This window comes from Streptomyces sp. adm13(2018) (assembly GCF_008042145.1).
In the GTDB taxonomy this organism is placed as follows: domain Bacteria; phylum Actinomycetota; class Actinomycetes; order Streptomycetales; family Streptomycetaceae; genus Streptomyces.
Genome location: NZ_RDBH01000007.1, coordinates 1 through 7,584, shown reverse-complemented (window position 1 = coordinate 7,584; position 7,584 = coordinate 1). Strand labels below are relative to the sequence as shown.

The window sequence follows — 7,584 nt, the reverse complement described above, 5'->3', positions numbered from 1 at the left end:
GTCCTCCTGGTGCCGGGGGCGGACGGGAAAGCGGCCCGGGCGCCCTCGCGGGCGTCCGGGCCGTGGTGCGTGGTGCGTGGTGCGGGGTCAGGGCAGACGGTGGTTCTCGTCCAGCACGACTCCGCGCTCGGGGCGGTACAGGTCGAAGCCCCGGGTGTCGCACTGGAGGCCACCGTTGATGCAGTGGTCGACCAGCGCCTTGAGGGTGCGCTCCTCCCAGGCGTTGAAGAAGTCGTAGTGGAAGGAGTAGCCGCGCCCGCTGGCCAGCCGGACCCGGCTCATGTCGCCGTTGACCGGCCACGCCATCTTGAACTCGATCATCGGCAGGGCGACCGGGTGGGAGGCGGGGCACATGTTGTCGTTGGTGCCGGGCTTCACCACGGGGTACGCCATGTGGCTCTTGTGGTCGGGGGTGTCGAGGTACAGGCCGTTCCAGCAGCTGGGCGCCTGCATGCGCAGGTTGAGCTGGACGTCGGGCCGGCTGGGACAGCTCGCCGGGATGTCGGTGTTGAAGAAGCTGTCACCGCACTCCCAGCCCTCGACGAAGCCCTTGTGGCTCCGGAACTCCTCGGCGGTCTGCATCGGGTTGCCGACGACGAACCGCAGGCCCTTGGGGAAGGGCCGGACGCTCCGGTAGTCGGTGACGCCCGCCTTGTAGTAGATGACCTGCGGGCCGACGGGCAGGATCTTCTGGTCGCCGTTGAACAGCGAGGGCATCCAGTACGCGGAGGCGTCCGCGGGCGCCTTGCAGGTGGTGCTGCCGCCGTAGAGCGAGGCGGTCGTGCTGGCGGCGTTCGTGGAGGTGTTGCCCATGAACGTGTGGTCGTGGGACTTGCCGAACTGGCCCGGGTAGACGATCGGGTCGTCCGGCGCGGTGTGCGTGACGGAGCAGCCGGCCTGGAACTCGTGGTGGTAGGCCGGGGGCGGGGTGGCGGTGGAGGGCGTGACCCCGGTGACCTGGGGGACGGCCGGGATGTAGCCGTCGCCGTCGTCGCCCGAGGCCTGGGTGGACGCCGCCATGACGTGGCCCGTGGCGGCGCCCGCGCCGTGGGAACCGTGGGCGGCCGCCGGGGCGGTCTCCCCGTGGGCGGTGGCGGCGGTGTAGGTGTCGACCGTCAGGGCGGAGACGCCCAGGGCGGCTGCGAGCAGCAGGGCGGACAGGGTCCGGCCGCGGATTCTCATCGTGGTCTCCTCGTTCTCCTCAGGGGGTCAGCTGTAGATGCCGAACTCGTGGAGCGAGTAGCCCCAGCCGGTGCCGCGCGCGGTGAGCTGGAGCCTGACGTACCGGGCGGTGGTGGCGGGCTCGATGGTGTCGATGTCGCCGTTGCCCGTGGTGGTGGTGTGGACGGTCCGCCAGGTCGTGCCGTTGTCGGAGACCTGGACCTCGTAGGCGCGGGCGTAGGCCGGGTCCCAGACGAGCTGCACGGTGCGGATGGGCTTGACCGCGCCGAGGTCGACCTGGATCCACTGCGGGTCGCTCCAGTCGCTGGCCCAGCGGGTGCCGGTGTTGCCGTCGGTGGCGTTGGTCGCGGGGCAGGGGCAGTCGCCGTAGGAGGCCTGGGCGGAGGAGGCGGTGGTGGGCCGGTTCAGGGCGAGGTTGGTGCCGGCGACGGGCGGGGCGACGACCTTGACGGACTTGGTCTCGATCCCGGCGTTGCCGCGGCCGTCCTCGGCCTGGATGTAGACCTTCCACACGCCGAGCTTCTCGGGGGCGGTCACCGCGAAGGTGTTGTTGCCCAGGGAGCGGTACTGCGCGTCGACGAGGCGCTTGTCGCCGTTGGCGTAGTTTCCGCTGAGGTAGATCTTGGGTGTGATCGGGTCGCCGTCGGGGTCGCGGATGTCGGCGCGGACCGTGAACTCACGTCCGGCCGGGGCCGCGGTGGGCGTGCTGACGGTCATGTCGGTGATGACCGGCGGGGTGTTGTCCCCGGCGGTGGACCCGGTGTACGCCTTCTTGACGGCGTAGTACGACAGGCGCTTCAGTCCGTCCGGAAGCAGGTTGAACCAGATTCCGCCGAAGTCGTGCTCGAGACCGTAGTGGAACATCGTCGCGCCCAGGGCGACGCCCTGGTGACCGGTGATGCAGCCCCAGGCCTTGGTGTAGCCCTCCGCCTTCTGGACGTCGGTCGGCTCGTCCGGGATGCCGTTGACGTCGTCGGGCACCTCCCACTCGCCGGTGTTGCCCGTCTCGGTGATGATGTACGGCTTGTTGTACCCGCCGTCGATCCAGTCCTGCCGCACACCGCAGATGTCGCCGTACGCGTTCATCGAGTACAGGTCGAGGTCGGGCGCGTTGCGCTTGTAGTACGGCCACGCGCCGGTCCACGCGTCCGTGGAGGTCACGGGGTGGTCGGGGTCGATGGCGTGGATCCGCTTGGCGACGTCGTTGACGAAGGTCGTGTACGCGTTGCGCTGGGCCTCCAGCTCGGTGCCGCCGTAACAGTTCTGCAGGCCGAGGACGGACTCGTTGCCGACGTTCCACATGAGCGTGGCCGGGTGGGACTTGTAGGTCTCGACCCACTTCGCGAACTCGGTGAGCATGGTGCTCTTGTACGCGGTGTCCGTCACGTAGTTCACACAGCCGCCGGAGCCCGGGCCGCCGCCCGGCTGGAGCCAGAAGCCGTTGATCACCTTGACGCCGTTCGCGGCGGCGGAGTCGAGCAGCGGCTTGGTGCCGGCGTCCGTCCCCCAGGTGCGGACGGTGTTGACGCCCATGGACCGCACGTCCGGCATGTAGCGGGGCGCGTCGGCCATCGCGGGGCCCCAGGTGACGCCCTTGACGGTGTACGGCTGCCCGCCCACCGTCAGCCGCCAGTCGCCCTGGCCGCCGGTGACGCGGACGGCGCCGCCGGGCTCGGGCTGGGTGGTTCCGCCGCCGTAGACCCGGAACTCCCAGAGGGAGTAGCCGTATCCGGTGCCGCGGGTGATGCCCTGGAGGCGTACGTAGCGGCCGGCGCCGGTGACCGCGAGCTCGTCGGTGCCGCCGTCGCCCGCGGTCACGGAGGTGACGGTGCGCCAGTCGGTGCCGTTGTCGGAGAGCTGGATGGCATACGCCTTGCCGTAGGCGCCCTCCCAGTTCAGGACGACCCGGCTGATGTCGGTACGGGTGCCCAGGTCGACCTGGATCCACTGGGCGTCGCTCCACTGGCTGGCCCAGCGGGTTCCGGTGAGGTCGCCGTCGAAGGCGGCGGAGGCCTTCCAGGCGTCGCCCTCGGAGGAGGAGGCGGTCGCGGTCTTCCCCTGGGAGAGGAGGGTCTCGGCCGCGACGGCCGGGGTCGCGGCCAGCATCGAGGCGGAGCCGAGGGCGGTGGCGAGCAGCGCCCCGACGGAGACGAGCGAGGCCGTCCTACGGGCGCGGGTGCGGGCGCGTCCATAAAACTGAGGCGCTGAGGAGACGACGGTGGAGACGACGGCGAACGTGCTGGTAGGCCTGGTGGCCGCCCTGCACGTCTCCTTCCTGGTCCTGGAGATGTTCCTGTGGGAGCGGAGGCCGGGCCGCGGCCTCTCCGGCTTCGACGACGAGGCCCGCGCCACCGTCGAGGCCGCCTGGGACCAGGGCATCCGCTACTACGACACCGCCCCCCTCTACGGCGCCGGGCTCGCCGAGCAGCGGCTCGGCGAAGTCCTGGCCGGCAAGCCCCGCGACTCCTACGTCCTGTCGACCAAGGTCGGCCGGGTGGTCCTCGACGAGCACGAGACGGACGCGCCGGACTTCGGCGAGAAGGGCGGGCTGTTCGAGCACGGCAACCCGAACCGGATCCTCCACGAGTGGACCGCCGACGCCACCGAGCGCTCCATCGAGGGCAGCCTGAAGCGCCTGGGCACCGACCGCCTCGACATCGTCTGGGTCCACGACATCGCCCAGGACTTCCACGGCGACGCCTGGCTGGGGAAGTTCGAGGAGGCCCGCACCGGCGCCTTCCGGGTGCTGTCCCGGCTGCGCGACGAGGGCGTCATCAAGGCCTGGGGCCTCGGGGTGAACCGGACCGAGCCCATCGAGCTGACCCTCGGCCTGGACGAGCCGCGGCCCGACGGCTTCCTGCTCGCCGGCCGCTACACCCTCCTCGACCACGAGCACGCCCTCACCCGGCTGCTCCCGCTGGCGGCCGAGCAGGGCGTCGACATGGTCGTCGGCGGCCCGTACAGCTCAGGCGTCCTCGCCGGCGGCACCCACTTCGAGTACCAGCAGGCCCCGGCCGGGATCGTCGAGCGCGTCGGCCGTCTGAAGGCGCTGACCGAGCAGCACGGCATCGGCATCAAGGCCGCCGCCCTGCAGTTCTCGCTCGCGCACCCCGCGTCCGCCGCCGTCATCCCCGGCGCCACCCGGCCCGGCCGGATCGCCGAGGACACCGCGGCCCTGGCCGAGAACGTCCCCGCCGCCTTCTGGACCGACCTCCGCGCGGCCGGCCTGGTCTCCCCGGCGGCCCCGCTCCCGCACGGCGCCTGACTTCCGCGTCCCCGGACACTCCTCCGTACGCTCGCCGCCCGAGCCCCGGCCCGCACGGCCCGGACACGCCCCCGCGTGCCCGGGCCGCGGCCGTGGAGCCGGCCGGGCGGGTCAGGCGCCCAGGGTGATCAGGGCCGCGATCGCCGGGCCGAAGGCGCCGCCCAGCTGGTAGGCGAGGCTGAACAGGCCGATCGCCGTGGGCCGCTGGTCGGCGGACGCGGCCCGGGTGGCGTACACCGCGAGGACGGCCTGGCCCGCGCTCGTGGCGAGCACGGCGAGCGTCGCGACCGGCAGGAGCAGCGGGGCCCAGGGGGTCAGCGCGGCGGTCAGCGGGGCGAGGGCTCCGACGGCGAGCGACGCCCGCCAGAACGCCGCGGCCGCGAGCGTCGAGCCGAGCAGCGGTCCGACCGCGCCGAGCGTGCCGAAGCCGGCCGTGATCACTCCCATGCGCCGGACCGAGCCCGCGAGGCTCATCGCCGCGGTGACCAGGCCCGCGCCGCCGACCGCCTGGGCCGCGCGGCCCGTCATGGCCAGCGGCAGCCAGGGCGCCACGGCGACGACCGCGGTGCCGGCGGCGACGAGGACGGCGCTGAGCCGGAGCGTGGTGCCGAGGCCGCGACGCCGGAGCAGGCCCGCCATCAGGGGCGTTCCGACGGCCATCGCCCAGGCGAAGACCGTGACCGGCCCGCGGAGCTGCTCGCCGACGTGGACCGCGACCTGGTCGGCCGGACGGCCGACGGACTCCGCCACGTACTGGAGGCCTTCGGCGACACCAGCATCAAGTGAGGTGACCGGGGCGGCCGGTGACGGCGGGTGGCCGGTGACGCGGCGAGGTCTCCGGTCCCCGGTCGCCCCTCTCCGGGTCGCGGCCCCCGGGCCCCCGTCCGCCGCGTGCGTAGGCGGTGGACGCGGCTGCGGGGCAGGGCCGATCATGGGGCCATGTCGCTCCGTACGCACGAGGCCGAGCTGTTCGAGGGTTCCCGGGGACGCCTGGAGGCCATCGCCTACCGCATGCTCGGCTCCGCCGGCGACGCCGAGGACGCCGTACAGGAGACGTATCTGCGGTGGCACGCGGCGGACCGGGAGCGCATCGAGACGCCCGAGGCGTGGCTGACGAAGGTCCTCACCAACCTCTGCCTCAACCAGCTCTCCTCCGCGCGCGCCCGGCGGGAGACCTACGTCGGACAGTGGCTCCCGGAGCCCCTGCTGGCCGGCGACCGCATGCTCGGCCCGGCCGAGACCGCCGAGCAGCGCGAGTCGGTGTCCCTCGCCGTCCTCACCCTCATGGAACGGCTGACGCCCAACGAACGCGCCGTGTACGTCCTGCGCGAGGCCTTCGGGCACCCGCACCGCGAGATCGCGGACATCCTCGACCTCACCGAGGCCAACTGCCAGCAGATCCACCGGCGCGCCAGGCAGCACCTCGCCACCGACCGGGCCCGCACCGAGGTCGACGCGGCCGCCGCGCGGAAGGTCGTCGAGGAGTTTCTCGCCGCCGCCCTCAGCGGCGACACCGAGCCCCTGATCCGGCTGCTCACCGTCGACGCGGTCGGCGTCGCCGACGGCGGGGCCACGGTCCCGGCCCGCCGGACCCCGGTCCTCGGCGCGCTCGGCATCGCCCGCTACCTGCGGGGACTGTTCCGGCCGAACGCCGCCAAGCGGGCCGTCGCCGGCGGCGACCCCGTGGTCCACCCCGCCGTCGTCAACGGCGGCCCGGCCGCACTGGTCTCGGTCGGCGACCGGATCATCGGCGTCATCTGCCTCGCCCCGACGGCCGAGGGCGTCGAGGCGGTCCACCTCCAGGTCAACCCCGACAAGCTGGAGCGCATCACCCGCCGGTGGGCGGCCGCGGGCCCCCACGAACCGCCCACCAGGATCTGGTGACCCACCCCTCACGATCTGGTGACCCACGTCACACGCGGGGAGTGTCAGGGATCGCGCGGCTGTCCGGTTCAGGAGGTGAGTCCGACCGGATAGGGAGCCAGCCATGAAGCACCGCATCGTCGTCCTCGGAGCCGGATACGCCGGAGCGATCGCCGCCGGCCGCCTCGCCAGGCGCCTGCACCGCGACGACGTCGAGATCACCCTCGTCAACGCCGAGACCGAGTTCGTCGAGCGGGTGCGCCTGCACCAGCTCGCCGGCGGACAGGACCTGCCGAGCCGCCCGCTCCGCGACCTCTACGCGGGCACCGGCGTACGGCTCCGCACCGCCTGGGTCACCTCGGTCGACGCGGACCGCGGGACCGTCGGCCTCACCGGCGAGCAGGGCGCCGAGACCCTCCCGTACGACACCCTCGTGTACGCCCTCGGGAGCACCGCCGGCGCCCTCGACGTCCCCGGCGCCGCCGAGCACGCCCACGGCCTCTCCGGGAAGCGGGACGCCCTCCGGCTGCGGGCGCGACTGGCCGAGTTGGAGCCGGGCGCCACCGTACTGGTCGTCGGCGGCGGCCTGACCGGGATCGAGGCGGCCACCGAGATCGCCGAGGCGCGCCCGGACCTCGACGTCTCCCTCGCCGCCCGCGACGCCGTCGGCGGCGGGCTCGGCGAGAAGGCCCGCCGCCACCTGTACACCGTCTTCGGCCGACTCGGCGTCACCGTCCACGAGAACGCCGACATCGCCCGCGTCGAGGCGCACCGGGTCGTCACCGGCGAAGGCCGGGAGATCCCGGCCCGGTTGACCGTGTGGACCGCGGGCTTCGCCGTCCACCCGATCGCCGCCGCCACGACGCTGGAGGTGTCCGACACCGGGCGGATCGTGGTGGACGCCAGCATGCGCTCGGTCTCCCACCCCGATGTGTACGCCGTCGGGGACGCCGCGCTCGCCGAGGGGCCGGGCGGCCGGCCGCTGCGGATGTCCTGCGCCACGGCCAGCCCGATGGCCTGGCAGGCGGCCGACTCGCTCGCCGCGCGGCTGACCGGCCGGAAGGTCCCCGAGAACACGATCGGGTACGCCGCGCAGTGCATCAGCCTGGGTCGCCGGGACGCCGTCTTCCAGAAGGTGACCCGCGCGGACGAGGCCACGTCCACGGTCGTCACGGGCCGCTTCGGCGCCCGGATCAAGGAGTTCATCTGCTCGGGCGCGGCCTGGAGCGTCTCCCACCCGACGATGCTGCTGCCGAGCCGCCGCCGGAGGCTCG

The 7,584-nt window shown here is 73.3% G+C and carries 6 protein-coding genes; 3 read left to right on the top strand and 3 right to left on the bottom strand.

The window, feature by feature from the left end:
• Positions 1–87: 87 nt before the first annotated feature.
• Entirely contained in the window at positions 88–1,182 is a 1,095-nt protein-coding gene (locus tag EAO70_RS00450) for a DUF1996 domain-containing protein (RefSeq protein ID WP_148001037.1), read from the bottom strand.
• 27 nt (positions 1,183–1,209) lie between these two features.
• The gene (locus EAO70_RS00445; protein ID WP_187283657.1) at positions 1,210–3,288 is read right to left on the bottom strand and encodes a discoidin domain-containing protein; all 2,079 of its coding nucleotides are present in this window, start codon (positions 3,286–3,288) and stop codon (positions 1,210–1,212) included.
• Between the two features lie 181 nt (positions 3,289–3,469).
• On the opposite strand from EAO70_RS00445, the gene EAO70_RS00440 reads away from it, so the two are divergent.
• Positions 3,470–4,447, top strand: coding sequence for an aldo/keto reductase (locus tag EAO70_RS00440; protein ID WP_148001054.1), 978 nt, complete (start codon positions 3,470–3,472; stop codon positions 4,445–4,447).
• Positions 4,448–4,558: 111 nt separating this feature from the next.
• Here EAO70_RS00440 and EAO70_RS00435 read toward each other — a convergent pair whose 3' ends face one another.
• Positions 4,559–5,197 carry a hypothetical protein gene (locus EAO70_RS00435; protein WP_261992563.1) on the bottom strand — a complete coding sequence of 213 codons (639 nt, stop codon included), beginning with the start codon at positions 5,195–5,197 and terminating at the stop codon, positions 4,559–4,561.
• A gap of 189 nt (positions 5,198–5,386) precedes the next feature.
• Between EAO70_RS00435 and EAO70_RS00430 the strand changes: the two genes are divergently transcribed.
• Both EAO70_RS00430 and EAO70_RS00425 read left to right on the top strand, forming a co-directional pair.
• Complete coding sequence (locus EAO70_RS00430) at positions 5,387–6,331, top strand: RNA polymerase sigma-70 factor (RefSeq protein ID WP_148001036.1); 945 nt, start codon at positions 5,387–5,389, stop codon at positions 6,329–6,331.
• Positions 6,332–6,434: 103 nt separating this feature from the next.
• On the top strand, positions 6,435–7,584 hold a 1,150-nt coding region (locus EAO70_RS00425; RefSeq protein WP_148001035.1), incomplete at its 3' end, for an NAD(P)/FAD-dependent oxidoreductase.